This is a genomic window from Leisingera sp. ANG49 (assembly GCF_059694505.1).
Map to the genome: position 1 here is coordinate 64,501 of NZ_JCATZN010000009.1, position 23,209 is coordinate 87,709.

At 66.6% G+C, this 23,209-nt stretch carries 19 protein-coding genes and 1 pseudogene; 14 read left to right on the forward strand and 6 right to left on the reverse strand.

Translation table 11 applies throughout. The annotated features are described in order from the left end of the window. The 3 genes from AC58NV_RS20970 to AC58NV_RS20980 are packed head-to-tail and all read left to right on the forward strand — an operon-like array spanning position 1 to position 1,608. Positions 1 to 378: an ExbD/TolR family protein gene (locus AC58NV_RS20970; protein ID WP_497228874.1), complete on the forward strand. Its 378-nt coding sequence runs from the start codon at positions 1 to 3 to the stop codon at positions 376 to 378. Positions 379 to 388: 10 nt separating this feature from the next. Next, entirely contained in the window at positions 389 to 772 is a 384-nt protein-coding gene (locus tag AC58NV_RS20975) for an ExbD/TolR family protein (protein ID WP_497228875.1), read from the forward strand. Then, entirely contained in the window at positions 769 to 1,608 is an 840-nt protein-coding gene (locus tag AC58NV_RS20980) for a TonB family protein (protein WP_497228876.1), read from the forward strand. The genes AC58NV_RS20975 and AC58NV_RS20980 overlap by 4 nt, the downstream gene beginning before the upstream one ends. Positions 1,609 to 1,618: 10 nt before the next feature. Here the strand turns inward: AC58NV_RS20980 and AC58NV_RS20985 are convergent, their stop codons facing one another. Both AC58NV_RS20985 and AC58NV_RS20990 read right to left on the reverse strand, forming a co-directional pair. Further along, the gene (locus tag AC58NV_RS20985; protein WP_497228877.1) at positions 1,619 to 2,026 is read right to left on the reverse strand and encodes an OsmC family protein; all 408 of its coding nucleotides are present in this window, start codon (positions 2,024 to 2,026) and stop codon (positions 1,619 to 1,621) included. Positions 2,027 to 2,082: 56 nt separating this feature from the next. Next, entirely contained in the window at positions 2,083 to 3,366 is a 1,284-nt protein-coding gene (locus tag AC58NV_RS20990; protein WP_497228878.1) for a replication initiation protein, read from the reverse strand. Between the two features lie 591 nt (positions 3,367 to 3,957). On the opposite strand from AC58NV_RS20990, the gene AC58NV_RS20995 reads away from it, so the two are divergent. The 11 genes and pseudogenes from AC58NV_RS20995 to AC58NV_RS21045 all read left to right on the forward strand — a co-directional run bounded on the left by AC58NV_RS20995 (position 3,958) and on the right by AC58NV_RS21045 (position 20,524). Then, the gene (locus AC58NV_RS20995) at positions 3,958 to 5,382 is read left to right on the forward strand and encodes an AAA family ATPase (protein WP_497228879.1); all 1,425 of its coding nucleotides are present in this window, start codon (positions 3,958 to 3,960) and stop codon (positions 5,380 to 5,382) included. Then, complete coding sequence (locus AC58NV_RS21000; RefSeq protein WP_497228880.1) at positions 5,360 to 6,454, forward strand: ParB/RepB/Spo0J family partition protein; 1,095 nt, start codon at positions 5,360 to 5,362, stop codon at positions 6,452 to 6,454. Before AC58NV_RS20995 ends, AC58NV_RS21000 begins: the two co-directional genes overlap by 23 nt. Before the next feature lie 1,086 nt (positions 6,455 to 7,540). Then, complete coding sequence (locus AC58NV_RS21005) at positions 7,541 to 8,125, forward strand: ANTAR domain-containing response regulator (protein WP_497228881.1); 585 nt, start codon at positions 7,541 to 7,543, stop codon at positions 8,123 to 8,125. Continuing rightward, on the forward strand, positions 8,122 to 9,300 hold the full coding sequence (locus tag AC58NV_RS21010) for a CmpA/NrtA family ABC transporter substrate-binding protein (protein WP_497228882.1): 1,179 nt from the start codon (positions 8,122 to 8,124) through the stop codon (positions 9,298 to 9,300). Before AC58NV_RS21005 ends, AC58NV_RS21010 begins: the two co-directional genes overlap by 4 nt. A gap of 266 nt (positions 9,301 to 9,566) precedes the next feature. Continuing rightward, positions 9,567 to 10,934 carry a CmpA/NrtA family ABC transporter substrate-binding protein gene (locus tag AC58NV_RS21015; RefSeq protein ID WP_497228883.1) on the forward strand — a complete coding sequence of 456 codons (1,368 nt, stop codon included), beginning with the start codon at positions 9,567 to 9,569 and terminating at the stop codon, positions 10,932 to 10,934. A gap of 78 nt (positions 10,935 to 11,012) precedes the next feature. Further along, complete coding sequence (locus AC58NV_RS21020; protein ID WP_497228884.1) at positions 11,013 to 12,101, forward strand: ABC transporter permease; 1,089 nt, start codon at positions 11,013 to 11,015, stop codon at positions 12,099 to 12,101. A gap of 6 nt (positions 12,102 to 12,107) precedes the next feature. Next, complete coding sequence (locus tag AC58NV_RS21025; protein ID WP_497228885.1) at positions 12,108 to 13,790, forward strand: ABC transporter ATP-binding protein; 1,683 nt, start codon at positions 12,108 to 12,110, stop codon at positions 13,788 to 13,790. 4 nt (positions 13,791 to 13,794) lie between these two features. Continuing rightward, positions 13,795 to 16,236 carry a nitrite reductase large subunit NirB gene (gene nirB / locus AC58NV_RS21030; protein WP_497228886.1) on the forward strand — a complete coding sequence of 814 codons (2,442 nt, stop codon included), beginning with the start codon at positions 13,795 to 13,797 and terminating at the stop codon, positions 16,234 to 16,236. Then, positions 16,233 to 16,565, forward strand: coding sequence for a nitrite reductase small subunit NirD (gene nirD, locus AC58NV_RS21035; protein WP_497228887.1), 333 nt, complete (start codon positions 16,233 to 16,235; stop codon positions 16,563 to 16,565). Before nirB ends, nirD begins: the two co-directional genes overlap by 4 nt. Next, a complete protein-coding gene (locus tag AC58NV_RS21040) occupies positions 16,565 to 19,195 on the forward strand; it encodes a molybdopterin-dependent oxidoreductase (RefSeq protein WP_497228888.1) in 2,631 nt (876 codons plus the stop codon). The genes nirD and AC58NV_RS21040 overlap by 1 nt, the downstream gene beginning before the upstream one ends. A 338-nt stretch (positions 19,196 to 19,533) precedes the next feature. Beyond that, positions 19,534 to 20,524, forward strand: a pseudogene (locus tag AC58NV_RS21045) (IS110 family RNA-guided transposase). A 482-nt stretch (positions 20,525 to 21,006) separates the two neighbouring features. Here AC58NV_RS21045 and AC58NV_RS21050 read toward each other — a convergent pair. The 4 genes from AC58NV_RS21050 to AC58NV_RS21065 form a co-directional block, all read right to left on the reverse strand. Then, positions 21,007 to 21,726, reverse strand: coding sequence for a TonB family protein (locus AC58NV_RS21050; protein ID WP_497228907.1), 720 nt, complete (start codon positions 21,724 to 21,726; stop codon positions 21,007 to 21,009). Positions 21,727 to 21,794: 68 nt separating this feature from the next. Beyond that, positions 21,795 to 22,178 carry a biopolymer transporter ExbD gene (locus AC58NV_RS21055; protein ID WP_497228889.1) on the reverse strand — a complete coding sequence of 128 codons (384 nt, stop codon included), beginning with the start codon at positions 22,176 to 22,178 and terminating at the stop codon, positions 21,795 to 21,797. A gap of 5 nt (positions 22,179 to 22,183) precedes the next feature. Continuing rightward, on the reverse strand, positions 22,184 to 22,564 hold the full coding sequence (locus tag AC58NV_RS21060) for an ExbD/TolR family protein (RefSeq protein ID WP_497228890.1): 381 nt from the start codon (positions 22,562 to 22,564) through the stop codon (positions 22,184 to 22,186). Continuing rightward, entirely contained in the window at positions 22,561 to 23,202 is a 642-nt protein-coding gene (locus AC58NV_RS21065; protein WP_497228891.1) for a MotA/TolQ/ExbB proton channel family protein, read from the reverse strand. Before AC58NV_RS21065 ends, AC58NV_RS21060 begins: the two co-directional genes overlap by 4 nt. Positions 23,203 to 23,209 lie beyond the last annotated feature (7 nt).

The following is a 23,209-nucleotide window of genomic DNA, read 5'->3' on the forward strand; positions in this document are numbered from 1 at the left end:
ATGCAGCTCGCCCCCGCCCCGCGCCCCCGGCGCAAGCCCAGCCTGACGCCGATGATCGACGTGGTGTTCCTGCTGCTGGTGTTCTTCATGCTCGCCTCGCGTTTCGGCATGGACACGGTGCTGCAGCTGCCGCTGGCGGGCCAGGGCGGCAGCTATGACGGCCCGCCCCGGCTGATCGGCGTCGGCCCCGGCAACCTGGATGTGAACGGCGTGCCGGTGGCCGATGCGAACCTTGCGCAAGCGCTGGCGCCGCTGATGAAAACGCCGGCCGACATGCTGATTCTCAGGGGGCGCGACGGCGCCGACCTGCAGCGCATCACCGACATCACCGCGCTGCTGCTGCAGGCGGGCCTCAGCAACGTCGTGCTGGTTGAGTGAGGACGCGCCGATGGACCTGAGCGACCTCCCCCGCCGCCCCCGCGCCGAATCCATCGTGCCGATGATCAACGTGGTGTTTCTGCTGCTGATCTTCTTCCTGATGACCTCGCGCCTGGCCCAGCCCGACCCGTTCGACGTCACCCCGCCTGAGGCCTCCTCCGAGGCCGCACCGGAGGCCCAGCCGGTGCTCTACATCGGCGCGGATGGCCGTATGCACTACGACGGGGCGGAGGGCGAAGCCGCGCTCACCCGGCTGGCAGCAGCCAGCGCGGGCCACCCCAATATCCAGCTGCGCGCCGACGCAAGGCTGGAGGCCAAGACGCTGGCCCGCATCCTGCGCCAGCTGGCTGAGGCGGGCCTCGCCAGCGCCGAACTGGTGGTGCAACGCCGATGAAACGTGCCGCCGAATTCACCGTCTTTGCAGGCCTGGCGGGCCTCATCCACATCGCGCTCTTTGCCAGCGCGCCGGAAACCGGCGCCCAGTCCAGCGGCGCGGGCGGCGAGGCGCTGGTCTCGCTCCAGCCCGCCAGCGCCGAGGTCGCCCGCGTGGCCGAGGCCTGGCAGAGACCACCCGAAACGCCGCAGCCCGCTCCTCCCAGTGCGGAACCGCTGCCGCAGGCCCAGCCCCCTGCCCTGCCGCAGATCGAGCTGGCCCGGGCCCCGCGCGCCGCACTGCTGGCGTCGCTCACCCAGCCCGCCGAGGCCCAGCAGGTACAAGCGGACACCGCACCGCCGCCGCCGCTAATGACGCAAAAACCAGAGTCTAACAAAGCCGTTCCGCCCCGCCCTGCCCCCGAAGCGCAGTCCCAGCAGACGCCGCCGCCCAAGGCCAATTCCAACCGCAACGCGGCCGGACAGGCTGGCCAGCGCGCCGCGGGCGCAGGCGGCGGGGCCGAGGCCGGCCAATCCGGCGGCACCCGGACCGCCACCGCCGATCCGGGCCGCGAAGCCAAACTGCGCAACGTCTGGGGCAACAAGATCCGCGCCCGCATTGAGCGGCGAAAGCGCTACCCTTCCGGCGCCCGCGGCCAGGCCCAGGTGATCCTGCGCCTCACCGTCGCGCGGGACGGCCGCCTGCTGGACCACCGGATTGCAAAATCCTCCGGCATCGCCGCCTTTGATCAGGCCGCCCTTGCCGCCGTCGCCCGCGCCGGAAACTTCCCGCCCGCCCCGAAGAAGCTGCAGGCCAGCCAGATCCGCCTCAGCCTGCCCGTCAGCTTCACCCGGTAGGGCCGCGGGATCAGCCCTCTTCCAGCCTCACTGTCACCGCGGTGTTCATCGAGTTGCTGACGGTGCAGGAGGACTTGGCCTGCGTCACGATCTGCCGGGCCAGCGCCGCGTCTTCGGCAAGCCTGCCGGTCACGGTAACCTCAGCCGTTTCCAGCCGCCCCGGCAGTTCCGGCGCACCGACGCCCGCCACCCGCACCTGAAACGGCGGCAGCGGTTGCAGCTTGTGCCGGCTGGCCGTCCATTCCACCGAGCGCACGATGCAGGCGCCAAGCGCGGCCAGCATCGTCTCCACCGGCGAGCCGGCTGGCGGACAGGGGCCGCTGTCCGCATCCTCGCCGCTGGCATAGCGCAGCTCAGCGCCGCCATCAAAGATCACATACACAGGGCCGTAGCGCTTGGGTTTCACTTTCAGGACCACGCTCGCCTCCCTTTCCCTACAACAGGCCGCACCCGGGCAAACCCGGAAAACAGGCTCTAAACAGGCAAATCCTCGAAGGCGCCGGGAACCAGCTCCTCCCAGAACGCGGCCATTTCCGCCGCCAGCAGGGCCGCCGCCCAGCCGCGGTTGCGGAATTCCTCGCGGTCGATCTCATCTTCCAGGCGGCTCAGGAACAGCCGCTTGTCGGCATCCCTTTGCGTGGGTGAGCGCCCCGCCGCCAGCTCCCGGATCCGCTCCAGCTTCTGCGCGCGCAGGGAGCGCTCCCGCGCCTTGGCCGCATCCTCTGCCGCCGCTGCCCGCGCCGCCTCGGCCTCTGCCGCCTTGCGCGCCTCCGCCGCCGCCAGCACCTCCGGCGAAACCTCCCGGGCAGCCTCGGCAGGCGCGGATTTGTAATCGTCGCGCAGGGCCGCGCTCAGATAGCGCACCGGGCTGTCCACGCCTTTCTGCCCCTTCAGATAGCCGACCTTCTCCGCCACATAGTCCTCGCCATGCTCGGCAATCCACTGCCGCGCCAGCCGGTCGCTCACCCCCAGCTCCATCAGCTGGGTGTAAACAGCCCCCTGCCGCACCCCTGCCCCGTCGTCGATGTCCAGCATCGCCAGCTGCGGGTTCTCCTTGATCCGGAACCGCACCTCCGCCACCTGCCGCCCCATCTTCTTGAACTCCGGCGTCAGCAGGATGTTGGAGGTCTTGTTCACCTCAGCCACCGCCGGCTTGATGATCTTGGCATTCAGATGCTTGAAGCTCTCGTAGTAGGCGCTGCCATCCACTCCCATCAGGCGGCGGAACAGCGCAATGTCCCACCAGCCGGTGGAGCCAGTCCGCACAAAGCGGTAGCAGTTCTCATAGAGCGCCAGCGCGTGGCCGGAGGTGAACCGCCGCTGGATGTTCAGGTTGATCAGGGCAAAGACTTTGGGGTCATGCAGCTTCTCCGCCAGCGCAGGCGAATAGGCATATTCGCATACCCCGCCCGACAGCTTGGCATAAGAGAGCAGCGAACTGACCCCCCACTCCTGCCGCCCCTGCTCATCCAGCATGTCCCATTCCGCCACCGTCTCCGCCAGCGAGCGCAGCGACTGCTTCAGAGTCTCCATGTCGTTGGAGTTGTAGCCCACCATCAGGCACAGCGTCTGCGCGTCGATCTGGTGCTTGGGCTTGGTGACCAGCGCGTCATAAGCATTGAGCAGAAGCACATTCGACAGCTTCCGCTGCAAGAGCGTCAGCTTGCCCGAGACATGGATGGCGGCCACGTTCTTCTTCACCGACCCCCGGCGCAGGGGGCCTGTCAGCTTGTTGTGCGGGAAACTTTCGGTGTCCATCGCCCTGCCCTTCTGCCCCGTTTTTTGGCCTTTGCGACTCTGCGGGGTCTGCTCCCGGACACTATGGCGGAAAAGGCACCCGCGCTCAATCCTGCTTTGGGCACCCATTTACGGGAGACCGCCATCCCGGAAACGGGTACCTTTGGAGGCTGCGCGCTCAGATCCGGGAAAATCAGCCCCCAAAACCCCTCTTTCCCGGCTATTCTGGCCCCCGGAAATGCCCGTTTTGGCCTTCCTGAGTCGCGGGTGCCCGTCCTCCTGCGAATCGGGACCCTTGTTCCCGCAGACGGGTGCCTATGATCCCGGAAACGGGTACCCTTGATACCGGATGCAGGTACTCAATGCGCCGTAAGGGCATGATAAGTAAGGGATTACCTGATCCAAAGACTCTAAACTGAATCAAAGATTCACAACATTTCAACCTGTTTATGCGATAGTAATTTTCGGGGAAAAGACTCATATATTCCGCGGGATACGGACGGCAGCGGAAAACAGATGCGCTGCCAGATAATGATTCACCTTCTGCCCAGGATGTGCGACAAAAACCGGGATAACACGCCAAACAGGCGATCTACCCGAGGCATAAGGCACATGGCAAAGAAACCTGATACCCCCCTGCCCCCCTATTTCAACCTGGATCCTGAGGCAGCGGCGGCCAAGCTCGGCGATCTCGTCGACACCGCCAGATTCGCCAAGGCAGCGGCGTTTGCAGGCCGCGGCCGCGATGATCTGGCCAAGCGCGGCTACGCCCCCGACGGCCGCAAGCGGCTGCGCAAGTTTTCCACCTGGGAAATCACCCGCTACCTGATCCCGGTCGCACCGGCCCACCTGCGCCGGGTCCTGAACAAGAACCCCGACCTGCCCCAGGGTGAGGGCGCCAGCGGCTCCAAATGGTTCACGCTGGAGGAGGTGCTGAAGCTGCGCGACCATTTCGCCTCCGAAGGCATCTCCACCAAGGAATACCGCCCCTACCGTCCCGAGGGCCTGCCCGCCAAGGTCGTCGCTGTCGCCAACTTCAAGGGCGGCGTCGGCAAGACCTCCACCGCGGCGCATCTGGCGATGTCCGCCGCGCTCGACGGCTACAAGGTTCTGGTGGTCGACCTCGACTCCCAGGGCTCCATGACCTCGATCCTCGGCGGCCAGGTGGCGGATGAATGGCAGACCGTCTTCCCCCTGCTCGCCCGCGACTACGCTGAGGCGGTGGAGGACGAGAACAAGGTCCGCGCCGCCTCCGGATTAGACTCTATTCCGCTGGATGAGACCCTGACCGAGGCCAAGGAGGTTTCGCTGCGAAACGTGGTCCAGAACACCCACTGGCCCAACATCGACCTCATCGGCGCCCAGCTGAACCTCTACTGGGCGGAGTTCCAGATCCCGGTCTGGCGCATGGGCCTCAGGAACTGGGCGCTGTGGGACGCGCTGACCAACGCGTTGGACCAAGGCGGCGCGCTCGATGACTACGACATCGTGCTGCTGGATACCCCCCCTGCCCTTGGCTACCTGACGATCAACGCGCTGGCCGCCGCGGACATCCTGATGGTGCCGCTCGGCGCGTCGTTCCTGGAGTTCGACTCGACGGGCCGGTTCTTCGACATGCTCTATTCCACCTTCGCCTCGATCGAGGACGGCGAAAACGCTGCCCGCCGCCGCGCCGGGCTGCCGGAGATGAAGTTCGAATGGGACGTGGTCCGCGCCCTGATCACCCGCTTCGACGCCAGCCAGCAAAGCGACCTGGCCAATGTGATCCAGGCCTATTTCGGCGACATGATGAACGCCTACCGCCAGGACTACACCGCAATGGTCGGCCAGGCCGGCGAAAGTGTGTCCGGCATCTACGAGGCCGACTACCGCAACTTCAACCGCGAGACCTATGTGCGCGGCCGCGAGGTGTTCGACCGCACCTATGCGGAATTCAAGGAGCTTCTGATCGGCAGCTGGTGGCGCGATCAGCAGATGGAGCAGGCAGAACAGACCCAGCAAGAGGACAGAGCAGATGGCACGCCGCAGACAGCTTGAGACCCCCTCGCCCGAGGCGCTGAAGGAAATCGAGGCCGGCATCGACCGCGACCTGGCCCGCGGCCCCGGCGGGCTGCGCCCCCCGATCGCCGATGTGGTGGCGGATGCCGCCCGCCACGCAGACCCCTTGCCCCAGGCCGACCGCGAGGCCGCAGCGCGGGACAAATCGGACGCCGCCCGCCTGCGCGCAGCCGAGGAAAAGGGGCTGGTGGCGGTGGAGCTGCCGCTGGACGAGATCACCGCCGACGCCCTCAACCGCGACCGCATCGTGCTGGACGAGGAGGAGATGCAGGAGCTGATGGCCTCGATCTCCGCCAACGGGCTGCGGCTGCCGATCGAGGTGTTCGAGCCGCTGAACCCGGAGGATGCGGGCAAATACGCGCTGGTCTCCGGCTACCGCCGCCTGACCGCGGTCCGCCGTCTCAATGCGATCAGCGGCGGCGAGCAGTTCCAGACCATCCCGGCCTTCATCCGCGAGCCCGGCAGCATCGCCAATGCGCTGGTCTCGATGATCGAGGAGAACGAGATCCGCTCCGGCCTCAGCCAGTACGAGCGGGGCCGGGCGGCGGCATCGGCGGTGCATGACGGCATCTTCCAGAATGTCGACGATGCAGTGGCGGTGCTGTTCCAGCATGCCTCCAAGGCCAAGCGCTCCAAGATCCGCTCCTTTGCGCTGATCCACGAGGAGCTGGGCGACATGCTGGCCTATGCCACCGGCCTCAACGAGCGCCAGTGCCTGCGGCTGGCGGCAGCGCTGCGGGTGGGGTCGGCGGAGGTGATGCGCGCGGCGCTGGAGCAGGCGGGCGCGCGCTCTGCGGCTGAGGAATGGGACGCGGTGCTGCAGTTCGTCGAACAGGCCGAAGGCGCCCCCCAGGACCCCGCCCGCGGCGGCCGCCCCAAGACCGCGCAGAAGGTCGAGAAGAGCCGCCGGACCCAGGTGGCCAACGGCATCTCGATCGAACGGGAGTTCGGCCCCGGCGGCTATGCGATCCGCTTTCACGGCGCCAATGTCACCTCTGACCTGGTCGATGCGGTGATGAAAAACGTGCGGCATCTGCTGGAGCAGGGCTGAACGGGGCAGGGGCCTCGGAACAGGTTTCGCTGCGAAACCCCGGCTGGCACAGCCGGGGTTTTTTCGTATCCGGACCCGTCCGGTGCAGCCGGAAGGCAGCCCCGGTCCCGGAGGTTTCGCAGCGAAACCTCTGTCCAGACCAGAATACAGGGCCGGGAGAAGAGACGATGCGCTGTCCCCTCAGCGCTGTTCACAGGTCTGCCCTTGGTGCTGGTTCAGGCCCGGTTTCGCAGCGAAACCTCCCGTGCCGGACAGAAGGGATTGTGCGGCAGGGAGACCGCGGCCTTCCGGGCAGCCCGCAGCCGGGCGAAGCCGAGTCCATGCCGGTGCTGATGAGCCAAACAGGCGGCGGCGGGGAATTGCAGGAGCCGCTGCCCTGCCGGTTGCGATCCAGGTTTCGCTGCGAAACCTCCTGCCCGGGGCAGGGGGGACACCTTGGCTGAGAAACTCGTCACCTGCCAGACGGCCCGGGGCCGAGAGCGGATACCGCCGGTCTCCGGGCCGGCGCATCCGGCCTGCACCGGGTCACCGGCGCGGGCTCTGCCCTTCCTCTCCGGCCAGTGGCGGAGAGCGGTCCTGGCAGGAGAGGGTCCGGCAGGCGTGGCGGCCGCTGCACGCCGGCCGTCCTCTGCGGGGCGGGGCAGGGGAGGTCCCGCATCCGGCAGGCGGTGCTGAACGGCGCAGGCTGAACGGGGGCGGGTTTCGCTGCGAAACCTCTGCAGCCAGGGCAGGCGGGGGCGTCAGGCCGGCGTTCCATGGGCCACAGGGGCCGCCGCTTTGCGGTTTTGGTGCCCTCATGGAACTTATGCCTTGCAAGCGGTTGAAAATAAACAATGTTGGATGAAAGTCCGTGCTTTGGCCGTTTTCGCAGGGGGCTGTCTGTGACTGACCTCAGCCCGTAGCGGGTTTCAGCGGTTTTCGCGGGTTTTGCTGCCCGGGCGTGCTGTCTGGGCTGCTGCCCGGCGCTCCTTTTCCAGCCAAAAGATTGGACAGTTTGCCCAAAAAAACGGCGCCGAGGGGGTCCGGCAGCGCGCCAGGCGCTGCGGGCCTTTACAGCCTTTTGCGGCTTGAAACATGCTCTGGCGCATGCCCGATGCCCTGTCCATTGTTGTTGTCGAAACCGACCGCGAACGCGCGTTCATGATTGTGGACGGGCTGCGGGACGCCGGGGAATTCGACATTCAGGTGATCTCGGAACCCTCGGGCCTGGCGCGTCAGATACAGATGCGCGACCCGGATGTGGTGCTGATCGATATCGCCAACCCCTCCCGCGATGTGCTGGAGGAGCTGACGCTGGCCTCCGGCCCCAAGGACCGGCCGGTGGCGATGTTCGTCGACCGCAGCGCGGACGGGCTGTCCGCCGCCGCGGTGGAGGCGGGGGTGTCGGCCTATGTGGTCGACGGGCTGCAGCCCGCCCGGCTGAAACCGGTTCTGGATGCCGCCATCGCCCGGTTCCGGCTGTTCCAGCGGATGCGGACGGAGCTTGCCGAGGCCAAGCGCGCCCTGGAGGAGCGCAAGGTCATCGACCGCGCCAAGGGGATGGTGATGAAGGCCCGGGGCATTGGCGAGGACGAGGCCTATGCGCTGCTGCGCAAGGCCGCGATGGATCAGAACAAGCGCGTTGCCGAGGTGGCGCAGGCGCTGGTCACGGCGGCGGGGCTGCTGGCATGAGCGTGACCCGGATCCCCGCCGGCTATGTCCCGCTGACCGATGCGGCGCCGCTGATTGCGGCGCAGGAAATGGGATTTGCCGCCGAAGAGAAACTGGCGCTGGAGCTGCACCGCGCGCCCTCCTGGTCGTCGCTGCGGGACATGCTGGCCTTTGGCCAGGTGGATGCCGCCCAGATGCTGGCGCCGGTGCCGGTTGCCGCGGCGCTTGGCCTTGGCGGCGCCAGCGCGCCTCTGTCGGTGCTGTCGGTGCTGTCCGTCAACGGCACCGTGATCGGGGTCAGCAGCGGCCTGGCCCGCAGGCTGGCCGGCGCCGGGCACAGCTTCGCCTTTGATGACGCCGTGTCCGCGGGCAAGGCGCTGCTTGCCGCCGCCGAGACGGAGCTGCGGATCGGCGTCCCGTTTCCGTTCTCCATGCATGCCGAACTGCTGACCTACTGGCTGAAAGGGCTGGGGGCGGACACGCCCCGGGACATCTGCATCCGCACGGTGCCGCCGCCGCTGATGGCAGAGGCCATCCGCAGCGGCGAGATCGATGCATTCTGCGTCGGCGAGCCCTGGGGGTCGATGGCGGTGGAGCAGGGGGCCGGGGCGCTGCTGCTGCCGGGGCGGGCGATCTGGTCCTTTGCACCGGAAAAGGTGCTGGCGGTCCGCAGCGCCTGGGCGGACGCGGAACCCGGCCTGGCGGGCCGCCTGATCCGGGCGCTGTGGCGCGCAGGCCGCTGGCTGGCCGATCCGGCCTCGCGCGGGCTGGCGGCGGAAATCCTGTCCGCCCGGCGGTATCTCGACTTACCGGCCGAAATTATTGAGCGCGCGCTGTCGGGAAAATTCACGGTGACGCCGCAGGGGCTGCAGCGCGAAGCCCCCGGATTTATCGGCTTCCATGACGGCGCCGCGGGCTTTCCCTGGCGCAGCCAGGCGCAATGGATTGCCCTGCAGCTGGCCCGTCGGAACGGCCTGGACCGGCAGACGGTGCTGGAAACAGCCGGATCGGTATTCCGCAGCGATCTGTACCGTGCCGCCCTGCGCGGGACCGGTGCGGAACTGCCGGGCGCCTCCTCGAAACTGGAGGGCGCGATCGGCGCCCCGCTGCTGGCCGTCGGAGAATCGGAAGCTGTCAGCCTGCTGCGGAACCGGTTTTTCGACGGCCGCGTTTTTGATCCCCTGACCGCAGACTGATGAAAAAACGGGCAGCTTGCCGCGCCTTTACGCTGCAGTGCAGAATTTCTTGCTGCGGGAGCAAAGAAACCTTTGGTGCAGAGCGGGTCTTGGGGCAGTCTGAGGTCAGACAGGCAACGGAGCCTGACTGAGAATTTTCCCGAAGACCGGGTTTCACTGAGCAAAGCCGCTCGACCCACCGCCACTCCTCCCGGCGGTGCGTGTCAGCGGCTTTTTTCTGTTCCGGCGCCCGCCGCCGGACGCAGCTAGGAAAAGGAACCAACCCGATGAAGACACTCATCATGGCGCTTGCGGCCTCGACTGCACTGACCGGACCGGCCTTGGCCGGCACTCTGGAGCTGGAAAAGGACGTGCTGACCTTCGGCTTCATCAAGCTGACGGACATGGCGCCGCTGGCGGTGGCCTATGAGCAGGGCTTTTTCGATGACGAGGGGCTGTTTGTGACCCTCGAAGCGCAGGCGAACTGGAAGGTTCTGCTGGACGGCGTCATCGGCGGCACCCTGGACGGCGCCCATATGCTGGCAGGCCAGCCGCTGGCTGCGACCATCGGCTATGGCACCGAGGCGCATATCGTCACGCCGTTTTCCATGGATCTGAACGGCAACGGCATCACCCTGTCCAACGAGGTCTGGGAGATGATGAAGCCGAACCTGCCCACGGATGCGGACGGCAAGATCGCGCATCCGATCTCCGCCTCCTACCTGAAGCCGGTAATCGAGGACTTCAACGCCAAGGGCAAGCCCTTCAACATGGGGATGGTGTTCCCGGTCTCCACTCACAACTATGAGTTGCGCTACTGGCTGGCGGCAGGCGGCATCAATCCCGGTTACTACTCGCCCGAGAACGTGACCGGCCAGATCGCCGCCGAGGCGTTCCTGTCGGTGACGCCGCCGCCGCAGATGCCCGCCACGCTGGAGGCCGGCACAATCTCCGGCTACTGCGTGGGCGAACCGTGGAACCAGCAGGCGGTGTTCAAGGGCATCGGCGTGCCGGTGATCACCGATTACGAGCTGTGGAAGAACAACCCGGAAAAGGTGTTCGGCATCACCGCGGAATTCGCCGAGGAAAACCCGAACACCACGCTGGCGGTGGTCAAGGCGCTGATCCGCGCCGCCCAGTGGCTGGATGAAAACGAAAACGCCAACCGCCCGGAAGCGGTGGAGATCCTGTCGCGCCCCGAGTACGTCGGCGCCGATTACGAGGTGATCGCCAATTCGATGACCGGCACCTTCGAATACGAGAAGGGCGACAAGCGGGACGTGCCGGATTTCAACGTGTTCTTCCGCTACAACGCCACTTACCCGTTCTATTCGGACGCGGTCTGGTACCTGACCCAGATGCGCCGCTGGGGGCAGATCGACGAGGCCAAGCCGGACAGCTGGTATGACGAGGTCGCCCGCTCGGTCTATAAGCCTGAGATCTATCTGGAAGCCGCAAAAATGCTTGTGGATGAGGGGCTTGCCAGCCCCGAGGACTTCCCCTGGGACAGCGATGGCTACAAAGCCCCGACCCCGGCGGAAGATATCATCGACGGCATCCCCTTCGATGGCAAAACGCCCAACGCCTATATCGACAGCCTGCCGATCGGACTGAAGTCCGGCCAGACCGTCGTCGGCAGCGCCATTCAGGGCTGATCCCGGACGGGAGGGCAGTGTCCCGGCAAGGGCCGGAGCCGCGCCCCTCTCTCCCCGCAATACCCAGAGGACGACACCATGACGATCGCCGACCCCGACACGCTGAGCACCGCCATTGAACAAAAGGAGGCCCGCCGCGCCCGGCTGTTCACCCGCATCAACAAGATGGACGCCTGGTTCCAGGTCTTTGGCCTGGCCTGGGTGACCCCGGTTCTGAAAGCCGCCGCCGGGGACAATCCCAGGGCGCAGATCAAGGAAATCTGGCGGCTGCTGGCGGTTCCCGTCATCGCCATTGCCGCGTTCCTGATGCTGTGGGCCGTGCTGGCGCCCAAGGTGCAGACTTCGCTCGGCGCCATCCCCGGCCCGGGTGCGGTGTGGACCGAAGCGGTGAACCTGCATCAGGATGCGCAGGCCAAGGCCGCCAAGGAGCGGGCCCATTACGAGAAGGTGGAGGCCCGCAACCAGCGGTTCATCGACCGCGGCCAGCCGGAGCGGGTGAAGGATATCCCCTATACCGGCGCGCCGTCCTATTACCAGCAGATCCGGACCTCGATCCTGACCGTCTTCTTCGGCTTCCTGATCGCCGCCGCCGTGGCGATCCCGCTGGGCATCCTGGCGGGCCTGTCGCCAGCCGCGAATGCGGCCATCAATCCGCTGGTGCAGATCTTCAAGCCGGTGTCGCCGCTGGCCTGGCTGCCGATCGTGACCATGGTGGTCTCGGCGCTTTATGCCACCAACGACGGGCTGTTCTCCAAGTCGTTCCTGGTCTCGGCCATCACCGTCACGCTGTGTTCGCTGTGGCCGGCGCTGATCAATACCGCGCTGGGGGTGGCCTCCATCGACAAGGACCTGGTGAATGTCTCCAAGGTTCTGAAAATGAACACCTGGACCAAGATCACCAAGCTGGTGCTGCCGTCGGCGCTGCCGCTGATCTTTACCGGGCTGCGGCTGTCGCTGGGGGTCGGCTGGATGGTGCTGATCGCGGCTGAGATGCTGGCGCAGAACCCGGGCCTTGGAAAGTTCGTCTGGGACGAATTCCAGAACGGCTCCAGCCAGTCGCTGGCCCGGATCATCGTTGCGGTGCTGACCATCGGCGTCATCGGCTTCCTGCTGGACCGGGTGATGTACGCGCTGCAGTCGCTGTTTACCTTCACGAACAACCGGTGAGCCGTCATGAGCATTCTTGAATTCAGCAATGTCTCCAAGAGCTTTGGCGAGGGCACCAGCCGCACCGACGTTCTGAACAACATCAGCCTGCAGGTTCAGGAGGGCGAGTTCCTGGTGCTCTTGGGCTTTTCCGGCACCGGCAAGACAACCCTGATCAACCTGATGGCCGGGCTGGAGAAACCGGCGGAGGGGTCGGTCACGTACCGGGGCAGGGAGGTCACCGGCCCCGGTCCCGAGCGCGGGGTGATCTTCCAGAGCTATTCGCTGATGCCGTGGCTGACGGTGAACGGCAATGTCGCCCTTGCGGTGGACACCGTCTTTCCCGGCCTGTCCAGGGCGGAGAAACAGGCCAAGGTGGACCATTATGTGAAAATGGTCGGACTCAGCCACGCTGCGCACCGCCGTCCGGCGGAGCTGTCGGGGGGGATGCGCCAGCGGGTCAACGTGGCGCGGGCGCTGGCGATGGATCCGGAGATGCTGCTGCTGGATGAGCCGCTGTCGGCGCTGGACGCGCTGACCCGGGCCAACCTGGCGGATGAGATCGAGGCGATCTGGGGGGCGGACAAGAAGACCTGCGTTCTGATCACCAACGACGTGGATGAGGCCATTCTGCTGGCCGACCGCATCCTCGTCCTGAACCCGGACGGCAGCCTGGGGGAGGAGTTCCCCGTCGCCATTCCCCGACCGCGCGACCGCTCCGCGATGAACACGGACGAGAGCTTCAAGCGCCTGCGGGCAGCGGTCACCTCCTGCCTGATGGACGTGGGCATCAAGGCGCGGGCCGAAGGCACGAAGACCCTGCCGGACGTGACCCCGATCCACGGGCTGCCGGCGGCTGTGGCTGCGGCCGCGAAGTCGATCACCGAAGAGCGGTTTCTGGATTTCTCGCAGCTGCACAAGATCTACCCGACGCCCAAGGGGCCGCTGACCGTGGTCGAGGACTTCAACCTCAAGATCAACAAGGGCGAGTTCATCTCGCTGATCGGCCACTCGGGCTGCGGCAAATCCACGGTGCTGACCATGGCGGCTGGGCTGAACCCGATCTCCAAGGGGGCGATCAAGCTGGACCGCCGCCATGTGGAGGGCGCCGACCCGGAGCGCGCGGTGGTGTTCCAGTCGCCCAACCTGTTCCCCTGGCTGACCGCGCGGGAGAACTGCGCCATCGGCGTCGACAAGGTCTATCCCAAGGCGTCGCAGGCGGAGCGGCAGGACGTGGTGGAATACTACCTGGAGCGCGTCGGCCTGGCGGATGCGATGGACAAGCCCGCAAACGCGATGTCGAACGGCATGCAGCAGCGGGTCGGCATCGCCCGCGCCTTTGCGCTCTCCCCGAAACTCCTGCTGCTGGATGAACCCTTCGGCATGCTCGACAGCCTGACCCGCTGGGAGCTGCAGGAGGTGCTGATGGAGGTCTGGAGCCGCACCAAGGTGACCGCGATCTGCGTCACCCACGACGTCGATGAGGCGATCCTGCTGGCCGACCGGGTGGTGATGATGACCAACGGCCCGCAGGCCACCATTGGCAGGATCACCGAGGTGGACCTGCCGCGTCCGCGCACCCGCAAGGCGCTGCTGGAGCACCCGGATTACTACACCTACCGGCAGGAGGTGCTCGATTTCCTGGAGGAATACGAGCACGGGGCCAAGCCGACCCCCAAACCAGCCGCAGACAAGATTGCAGCGGAGTGAAACCATGACCCAGAAACTCGTCATCATCGGGGCCGGCATGGCCTCTGGCCGGGTGATCGAGCATCTGCTCGACGCGGACCCCGGCGCCTATGACATCACCCTGTTCAACGCCGAGCCGCGCGGCAATTACAACCGCATCATGCTGAGCCCGGTGCTGTCGGGCGAGAAGACCTATGAGGAGATCGTCACCCACTCGGACGATTGGTACGCGGAGCGCGGCATCACCTGCCGGTTCGGCGAGCATGTGGTGAAGATCGACCCCGAGATGAAGGTGGTGGAGGGCGAAAACGGCCATGTGCCGTATGACAAGCTGGTGATCGCCACCGGCTCCGCCCCCTTCATTATCCCGGTGCCGGGGCATGATCTGCCGGGTGTGATTTCCTACCGCGACCTGGATGACACCAACGCGATGATCGAGGCCGCTGCCAAGGGCGGCAAGGCGGTGGTGATCGGCGGCGGCCTGCTGGGGCTGGAAGCGGCCGCGGGGCTCAAGGAACGCGGCATGGATGTGACCGTGCTGCACCTGACGGGCCACCTGATGGAGCGCCAGCTGGACGAAGCCGCGGGGTATCTGCTGCGCAAGGATCTGGAGGCGCGCGGCATCACCGTGAAAACCCAGGCCGCCACCAAGGCGATCCTGGGCGAAGACCGCGCCCGGGCGGTGCTGCTCGAAAGCGGCGAAACGCTGGGGGCCGACCTGGTGGTGATGGCGGTGGGCATCCGCCCGGAAACCCGGCTGGCCACTGACGCGCATCTGGATGTGGCGCGCGGCATCGAAGTGAACGCGCAGATGCAGACCTCGGCCCCGGATGTCTTTGCGGTCGGCGAATGCGTGGAGTTTGATGGCCATCTGTTCGGCCTGGTGGCGCCGCTGTACGATCAGGCGAAGGTGCTGGCGGACAGCCTGCTGGGCCAGCCGAATGCCTTTGTGGTCAAGGAACTGGCGACCAAGCTCAAGGTCACCGGCTGCGACCTGTTCAGCGCGGGCGATTTTGCCGAGGGCGAGACCCGCGAGGATATCGTGTTCCGCGACCCGGCCCGCGGCATCTACAAGCGGCTGGTGATCGAGGAGGACCGGCTGGTCGGCGCAGTGATGTACGGCGATACCGCCGACGGCAGCTGGTTCTTCGGGCTGATCAAGGACGGCACCGATATCGAGGAAATGCGGGAGACGCTGATCTTCGGCCCGGCCTTCCAGGGGGGCGCCTCCGCGGACCCTCTGTCAGCCGTTGCAGCCTTGCCGCCTGAGGCGGAGATCTGCGGCTGCAACGGCGTCTGCAAGGGACAGATCACCAGCGCCATCGAAGGCGGCGCCACCGACCTCGGCGCGATCCGCGCCACGACCAAGGCCAGCGCCTCCTGCGGCACCTGCACCGGGCTGGTGGAACAGCTGCTGGCGGTGACACTGGGCGGTGATTACGCCGCCCCCCAGGCCCAGCCCGTCTGCGGCTGCACCCATCACACCCACGAGGACGTGCGCCGCCTGATCAAGTCGCAGGAACTGAAAAGCCAGGCCGCGGTCTGGCAGGAGCTGGGCTGGACCACCCCCAACGGCTGCCATGTTTGCCGCCCGGCGGTGAACTATTACCTGCTGGCGGACTGGCCGCTGGAATACCAGGACGACCCGCAAAGCCGTTTCGTGAACGAGCGCAAGCACGCCAACATCCAGAAGGACGGGACCTTTTCGGTGGTGCCGCGGATGTGGGGCGGCATCACCACCCCGGATGAGCTGCGCGCCATTGCCGATGCCGCGGACAAATACGACGTGCCGACGGTCAAGGTGACCGGCGGTCAGCGCATCGACCTGCTGGGCGTCCGGGGCGAGGACCTGCCTGCGATGTGGGCGGATTTGAACCGGGCCGGGCTGGTGTCGGGCCATGCCTATTCCAAGGGGCTGCGCACGGTTAAGACCTGCGTCGGCACCGATCACTGCCGTTTCGGCACCCAGGACTCGACCGGGCTGGGGATCAAGCTGGAAAAGCACCTGTGGGGCGCCTGGACGCCGCACAAGCTGAAGCTGGCGGTCTCCGGCTGCCCGCGCAACTGCGCCGAGGCAACCTGCAAGGACATCGGCGTGGTCTGCGTCGACAGCGGCTATGAGATCCACGTCGGCGGCGCTGCGGGCATGGAGATCAAGGGCACCGAGCTGCTGTGCAAGGTGGCGAGTGAGGAGGAGGCGATCGAGGTGATTTCGGCCATGACCCAGATCTACCGCGAGAATGCCCGGTATCTGGACCGGATCTACAAGTGGCTGGCCAGGGTGGGGCTCGACTGGGTCAAGGCTCGAGTCGTCGATGACGACGGAAACCGCAAGGCGCTCGCCGCCCGGTTCGAGCTGTCGCAGTCCGTCTACCGCAAGGACCCCTGGGCGGAACACGCGCAGGACAGCACCACGCGGGCGCAATACGCGCCGCTTGCCAATCTGACACTGGAGGCCGCGGAATGAGCTGGATCGACATCGGACACATCGAAGACATCCCGCTGCATGGCGCGCGGGTGGTGAAAACCCCCTTGGGCTGCGTCGCTCTGTTCCGCACCGGCGCGGCGGAGGTGTTTGCCGCCGACGACCGCTGCCCGCACAAGGGCGGCCCGCTGTCCGAGGGCATCGTGCACGGCCAGAGCGTCACCTGCCCGCTGCACAACTGGGTGTTCGACCTGAACACCGGCCAGGCGCAGGGGGCGGATGAGGGCCAGATCGGCACCTACCCGGTGCGCGTCGAAAGCGGCCGCCTGCTGATTGACGGCGATGCCATCGGCAAGCGGAGCGCCGCGTGATGGCAGGTGCGGCTTGCCAGGAGGTCCGCTCCGCCTGCCCCTATTGCGGCACCGGCTGCGGCGTGCTGCTGCGCCCGGACGGGCAGGGCGGGCTGGCGGTGCGCGGCGACCCGGAGCATCCGGCCAACCGCGGGCGGCTCTGCTCCAAGGGGCTGGCGCTGGGAGAGACGCTGGGGCTGGAGGGCCGCCTGCTGGCGCCGCAGGTGAACGGGCAGGAGACCGATTGGGACAGCGCGCTGGACCTGGTGGCCGCCAGGTTCCGGCAGGCGGTGGAGCAGCACGGGCCGGACAGTGTCGGCTTCTACCTGTCGGGCCAGATGCTGACCGAGGACTATTACGTCGCCAACAAGCTGATGAAGGGCTTTCTCGGCTCCGCCAATATCGACACCAACTCGCGCCTCTGCATGGCCTCCACCGTGGCGGGGCACAAGCGCGCCTTCGGCACCGACACGGTGCCCGGCACCTATGAGGATCTGGAGGAGGCGGATCTGATCGTGCTGGTCGGCTCCAACCTGGCTTGGTGCCACCCGGTTCTGTACCAGCGCATTCTAGCGGCGCGCGAGGCCCGCGGCACCAGGCTGGTGGTGATCGACCCGCGCCGCACTGCCAGCTGCGATCAGGCGGACATGCATCTGAAGCTGCGCGCGGGCAGCGATGCGGCGCTGTTCAACCGGCTGCTGGCGGCGCTTTATGAGGGCGGGGCGCTGGACGCGGAGTATCTGCGCCAAGTGAACGGGCTGGGCGCGGCGCTGGAAGCCGCCTTTGCCGCCGATGCCGCGGTGACCGGGCTGGAGGAGGCTCAAATCGCAGCGTTCTGCGATCTGTGGATGCGCACCGAAAAGGTGGTGACGATTTTCAGCCAGGGGGTGAACCAGTCCACCTCCGGCGCGGACAAGGTGAACGCCATCCTGAATTGCCATCTGGCCGCCGGCCGGATCGGCAAGCCCGGCTGCGGGCCGTTTTCGGTGACCGGCCAGCCCAACGCCATGGGCGGGCGCGAGGTCGGGGGGCTGGCCAATATGCTGGCTTGCCACATGGATCTGGAAAACAGCAGCCACCGGGCCGCGGTGCAGGAGTTCTGGGGCGCCCCGGCGATGCCGGAGCGGGCGGGGCTGAAGGCGGTCGACCTGTTCCGCGCGGCAGGGGAGGGGCGGCTGAAGGCGCTGTGGATCATCCACACCAACCCCGCCGTCACCATGCCGGAGGCCGATGCCGTCTCTGCCGCTATCAAGGCCTGCGACTTCACCGTGGTCAGCGACATCACCGCCGCCACCGACACCGCGCGGCTGGCGGATGTGCTGCTGCCCGCTGCCGCATGGGCGGAAAAGGACGGCACCGTCACCAATTCGGACCGCACCATCAGCCGCCAGCGCGCCGTCCTGCCGCCGCCCGGCCAGGCCCGCGCCGATTGGGACATTCTGGCCGATGCGGGCCGGCGCATGGGCTGGGGCGCGGCGTTTGACTATCAGTCTCCGGCGCAGATCTTCCGCGAGCATGCCGCGCTGTCGGGGATTGCCGGCAGTTTCGGGCTGGACTTCGATATCTCCGGCCTCAGCACCCTGTCCGATACTGACTACGAAGGAATGGCCCCGGTGCGCTGGCCGGTCAGCCGCAGCCGCCAGGGCGGGCGGTTCTTTGCGGACGGGCGGTTCTTTCACCCGGACGGCAAGGCCCGCATGCTGCCGGTCCGCTGGCGCCCGCCGGCTGCTGCGCAGGACCGCCGCTACCCGTTCCGCCTCAACACCGGCCGCATCCGCGACCAGTGGCACACGATGACCCGTACCGCGCGGGCGCCGCGGCTGTCGGGCCACCTGGCGGAACCCTTTGCCGATATCCACCCGGAGGACGCCCGGCGGCTGGGGGTGCAGCCCGCGGAGCTGCTGCGCCTCAGCAGTCCGCAGGGGCAGGCCGTCCTGCGCGTCCGGATCACCACGGATGTGCAGCCCGGCGACCTGTTCGTGCCGATCCACTGGACCGGCGAAACCGCCCCTTCGGCGCGCATTGACACCCTCGTCGCCGCCGCCACCGACCCCGTTTCGGGGCAGCCCGAAAGCAAGGGAGCCGTTGTTGCGGCGGAACGCTGGCAGCCCGCCTGGTACGGGTTTGCCGTCTCCTGCCGCCCGATGGCGCCGCGGACGGAATACTGGGCGGTGGCACGGACCGGCGCCGGGTACCGGGCGGAACTGGCCGGGCTTGCCCCGCTGGCGGACCTTGAGGCGGTTGCGCGGGACCTGTTTGCCCTGCCGGAGGCCGAAGCGCAGGTGATGACGGACCGCCGCAAGGGTATTGCCCGGCTGGCGCTGTTTCAGGACGGCAGGGTTATGGCGGCGCTGTTCACCGCGCCGGAGCCGGTGGCAGTCAGCCGGGATTACCTGGCCGGGCTGCCGGGCAGCTGCGCGGCGGAGGCTCTGACCGGCGTTCCGGCGGCGGGCCGGCCTGACCCCGGCCCGGTGGTCTGCGCCTGTTTCGACGTCGGAGCCAACACCATTCTGCAGGCCATCGAAAGCGGCGGGCTGATGAGCGTTGCAGAGGTCGGCGACGCGTTGCAGGCGGGCACGAATTGCGGCTCCTGCCGTTCCGATATCGCAGCTCTGCTGGCCCGGCACCCGCTGCCGCAGGCCGCGGAATAGAACGGCTTTGCAGGAAGGCGCCGGTTTGACGCCGCCGCGTGCATTTTGATCTAATCAGTTTGACGTCGGCCGACCGGCGCCCCCCCAGAAATGGACGGGGGCCTCCGACAAGGACCTTCTTGAACACGCCCGGACGCGTACCAGGGAAATGCTGGCCCGGCCCGCGCCCGCGCATATCCCTGACGAGGTGGATCAAGCCATTCGCCGGCATTTTCCGATTCACCGGCTTGGAGATGGCCTCCAACCGGTCCCGTAGCAAAGCCGATGGGGTGGATGGCTGCTGGTCCAACCGGCGTCGCAATGCAGTTGTCTATCACCGCGAGGAAAGGAGCCACCCAATGCAGGTTGCAACAGCCGGCATCGATCTGACTAAGAACGTCTTTTCAGGTCCACGGGATTGCCGAGAATGGAGAGGCGGTTTTCAAGCGCAGGATCAGACGCGCGGAGCTTCCGGCCTTCTTTGAAGATCTGCCAGCCTGCCTTGCGGGCATGGAAGCCTGCGGCTCCAGCCGTTACCGGGCGCGCCAGCTTTCTGCCCTCGGGCATGATGTTCGTCTGATCCCGGCCAATTATGTGAAACCCTGCATGAAGCGCGGCAAACCGGATGCGGTTGATGCAGAGGCGATCTGCGCGGCCGTGACACGTCCCGCCATGCGGTTTGCCGCGATCATTCGCCAGCGCATCCAGCCCAGCAACATGCTGCGCGGCTTGCTGACCGGGTTTGGCAGCGTGGTCGCACAAGGAGTCGGCCGCGCCGTGAAGTTTGCTAAGGGCGTTCTGGATGGGGAGGTCCCGAACATCCCCGAGGCTGCCGTTGATGCACTTGCCGATCTCAGCAATCAGCTTGTCGCTCTGCATCTGCATCTGCATCTGCATCTGCATCTGCGGGTGCGGTGGTGCGAGATGCGGATGCGGCTTCCGGCTGAAGGTGATCCCTGCATCCTGCGGCTACGCACGATCCCAGGTGTCGGCCCGGTGACGGCATCGGCCATTGCCGCCACCGCCGGTGATGCCCGGCAATTCAAGAATGGCCGCTAGTTTGCAGCCCGGCTGGGGCTGACACCGCTTAACCGGTCGAGCGGCGGCAAGGAGAAGCCGGGCCGTGTCTCGAAGCTGGGCGGCCGCTACGTCAGGCGCCTGCTGATCTCCGGCATGACCGCGCGATTGCGGCAGATGGAAACCGATCCTGATGGTGTGGATCCGCGGACACTGAACCTGCTCGCGCGCAAGCCGGCCCGCCTTGCAACCGTAGCCATGGCAAACAAAACTGCCCGGATCATCCGGGCTGTCCTGAGTAGGAACGAACACTGCCGGCCGCACACCGCCTGAGCTGAGGAGTAGAGGGACCGGGACAGCAAGACCTTCGAGAAGATGGAGGACAGTCAGCCAGCCAGCCAAGACACCGCGTCGAATGTCAGGGACACATCGTCGTCCGAGAAGCCGTATGGGACTTGGCACGCGGAAACCACCAGGGCCAGCGGCCGCGTGTGCCGTGCAAACAGGCCGGACACACGTCTGCTTGTGACAAACGCACAAATCAGATCAAGAATGTCTTTCTATGCAGGAGCTATCCATACAGGTCATTCAAACTGTAGGTCTGCCGAACTTCTGAAAGCAAGGTATCGACCAATTGAAAGTCTCCAGCGGGCAGTAAAGCCAGCTGTTAAAGCAGCATAGAGCTCGCCTTTTCCCACGACCTTCGCGGAATACTTATTGTTTTGCGGGCGAAGCATTTTAGTGTGTGAAGAAGCTGGCATTTACTTCCGCCTCCAACGCGCTTCACTTTCTGAGGAGGGCGGAGAAAACTGCCGTCAGCCGGTAAATCTCGTCCGGAACGTGAAGCTGTATTCGCCGGGTGCCAGAGCTTTGGGAGCACGCGGCATACGGGCTTTTTTTACCGCGGCTACTGCCGCTTGATCTACCTTAGCGTTGCCGGAGCTTCGGGTAACAGAAACGGCCATCAAACGCCCCCGGGTTGAAACCGTCAGGTGCAGCCGCACTGTCCCCTCCCCGCCGCCGCGGGGTGGGCGTTTCTGCCGCTCGACCCGCGAGATGATTGCTGCGCCCCAGCGGTTCTTGAGACTGGCAGTGCGCTTTGTATCTCCGGTGGCAGCTGCATCCGCGCCACCGTCGCCCTTGGCCTGGTGGCGGCTGCTGCCCGCAGCTTTCTCTTGCACACTTTCGGTTGAAGATGCGGGCGAGGGGGCGGGTGCCGCTGCAGCGGGCGGAGGCGGTGGAGGCGGCGGTGAAACTTGCCGCGCAGGTGCGGTGTCCGCGGCGGCGGCAGCTGCTAGAGCAGGCGAACTGACGGCTGCCGGTGCGGGCGGGGCAGAAGGCGCAGCCCAAGCGGCAGCCAGCACAGGCTGCTGCGGTGGCTCGGCCGGGGGATTGGCAGGAGCTGGCGTGTGGATTTCCGGCGGACGGGTCCAGTCAGAGACCTGCTGCGCCAGCGCCTCAGAGGCGGCGACCAGTGTCACTTGCCCGCTGCCGCCGCTGCCAGAGCCCGCGGCCTTTGTGCCGCCCTCGCGCATCGTCAGGAACGGCACGGCATGCAGCACAGCGGCGGCGGCCAGGCAGGCTGGGAACAAGGCGCGCCGGGTCAAGAGCCTGTGCCTGTCAGGCTGACAGCCTTGATGCCTGCGTCGCGCAGGCGGGTGATCAGCGCCACAACCTCGCGGGCAGGCACCCCGGCATCGGCGCGCAGTGTGAGGACCTCAAGTTCTCCTGCCTGCGCCGCAACGGCGGCCAGGGCGTCCCCGCCTTCAGCCCCGGAGAAATGCAGCTGGGCATCAGCTGCCATGAACAGCACCGCCTCAGGCGTCACAGGTTCACCGCTTTCCAGCTTGGGCGGGGTCACCGCAAAGGGCGCGCGCGGCGCGATCTGCGAGGACAGCAGGAAGAAGATCAGCAGCAGGAGTACCACATTGATCATCGGCAGGATCGGCTCGCCTGCCTGCCGCTGTTTGGGTGACGAGAAATCCATACTGCTTACTCCATCACCACCAGGCCGGTGAAACCCGCCGCTGTCAGCAGGGCTGCCGCATCCATCAACTGCTGCAGCGAAGCCTTGGCGTCCGGTTGCAGGATGATCGCATCCGATTTCTTGCGAGTCAGCGCGGTCAGCCTCTCTGCCAGGGCTTCTTCCTCCACTGGCACTCCATTCAGCCGCAGCCCTTCGGCGGTTACCAAAACCAGGCGGGGCGGCCCCTGATAGGTGCTGCCTGCGCCGCCCGTGGCCAATGGAACCACCCGGTCGCGGCCGAATTGCGAGGCGAGCATGAAAAATACCAAGAGCAGAAACACCACGTCGATCATCGGCGCGAGGCTTAGGCGCCTTTTCGCGCGCAGTGTTCCAAAGGCAAGTGTCATTCTGCGGCGTGCCGCAGTGCCGGGCGGGCGGCTGCCGCGGTGAACACACGGGTGGCGGTGTCCTCCATTGCGGCTTGCTCGCGCTCAACCAGCCCCTCGATCCAGGAGGCAAGAGCGGAGGCCGGGATTGCCACCGCCATGCCGGCCGCCGTGGTCAGCAGCGCCTCCCAGATGCCGCCGGCCAGCACCGAAGGGTCAGCACCGCTGCCGCTTTCCTGCAGGGCCTGGAACGCGCCGATCATTCCCAGAACGGTGCCAAGGAGCCCGACCAGAGGCGCTATGGCGGCAATCAGCTCCAGCGGGCGCAGGCCGCGGCGGAGCGCTGCCAGCTCTGCCTTGGCAATGCGGGTGGTCTCTTTTTCCGCGGTGTCTGGGCTGAACTCAGGTGTCAGAAGCGCCCGCATCGCGGACTGCGTTAGCCGATCCAGCGGCGTGCGGCCTGCGCTGAGGGGTGGGGTGCCCTCCGCACTCCATTTATCGAGCCAGACTTCAGCCCGTGGTTTGCGCCAGACGCCCGCCTGTGCAAGCCCGATCACCTGCCAGAAGAACAGCGCCAGGGTAAGCACCGACAGCGCCGCGATCACCCACAGGGCGGGGCCGCCGCGGGCCAAGAAATCGAGGAGAGGGGCAAGGGACATCGCAGCC